Consider the following 1,025-nt stretch of genomic DNA (forward strand, 5'->3'; position numbering starts at 1 on the left):
GGTGTACAAAATTGAGTTACGAGAAAGCGTATAAAATATCACTCATATTCTTTTTAATGATTATTCTTGTAGCTGTATTTGTAACACCGCAAGTCGAAGGTTATGGGGATTCAGTGGCAAGTGTTGCAATACTTGCTCTGTCAGGTCATTGGATTATTCATAATGTTATTGCTTTTAAATTTGGTCAAATAGATATTAAAGGCTTTATGGTAAACCGTACAAAAAATCCCAAATCGTTTGGGTTAATACTTTTTTCAAAAGGTTTATTTTCAACATTATTTATATATCTGGTTTTGCGTTAAAGTACACCTAACAAGGCAAAGCAGTAGGACTAAAAACAGCTGGCCGTTGCTCGTGCCTCGCCATTTTGGCAAACAATTTTTAGCCTCTGTTTGAGGCGTTATGTGTTTCGACTATTTACAGTAACTTGAAGGATCAGGAGTCCAAAATGAAATTCAAAAATAAACTTAATCGAGCACAGTTAAGTGCTGTAACTTTATGTTTAGGTGCTTCACTAGGCATGTCTATATTTGTTGGGAGCTCATCGCCTTTTATAGGATTAATGCTTGGTACAATTACCGTCGGTGTTTATGTCATGATTCTCTCTGGCAAGTGGAGTGCAAAAAACACATAACAAGAGACTATGGCGTCAATAGTTAATTTAAATGAATTAACATGACACCCACTCTAATTTAAATGAATTAACATGACACCCACTCTAAATTTTGCATGAGGTGTTATTATTTTTGTTAACCCTGATTTTTTAACGGCTTTTTTCACTTCTTTTCTAATACAAGAGTGATGAAAATGATGTCGCCTTATTTCACCACTTTGAGAGTCTGAACTTAATATATGAGAGGGGAATAAATACTGCCATGCTAGTGTTTTTGCGGCTGAAGGATATTTCTTTGTTAAGGCATATGGCATCCACACGCCGGCATATTTAGTATTATTTAAATCAAGCTTTAGATAGTCATCAACGTTCAAAATTTGAGTTCTCAGCATAGGGATCAGCTCTGTAGCGA

Annotated in this window: 2 protein-coding genes and 1 pseudogene; 2 read left to right on the forward strand and 1 reads right to left on the reverse strand. The window is 35.3% G+C overall.

Annotation, left to right across the window (positions count from 1 at the left end; translation table 11 throughout):
* Together P20652_RS05610 and P20652_RS05605 are read left to right on the forward strand one after the other, a co-directional pair.
* A partial coding sequence (locus P20652_RS05610; RefSeq protein ID WP_237707136.1) for a hypothetical protein occupies window positions 1-302 on the forward strand: 302 nt, incomplete at its 5' end.
* 146 nt (window positions 303-448) lie between these two features.
* Window positions 449-634, forward strand: coding sequence for a hypothetical protein (locus P20652_RS05605; protein WP_008170482.1), 186 nt, complete (start codon window positions 449-451; stop codon window positions 632-634).
* 53 nt (window positions 635-687) lie between these two features.
* Here P20652_RS05605 and P20652_RS18630 read toward each other — a convergent pair.
* A pseudogene (locus P20652_RS18630) lies at window positions 688-1,025 on the reverse strand (hypothetical protein); the annotation flags it as partial.

Origin of the sequence: Pseudoalteromonas sp. BSi20652, from assembly GCF_000239855.1 — a bacterium.
In the GTDB taxonomy this organism is placed as follows: domain Bacteria; phylum Pseudomonadota; class Gammaproteobacteria; order Enterobacterales; family Alteromonadaceae; genus Pseudoalteromonas.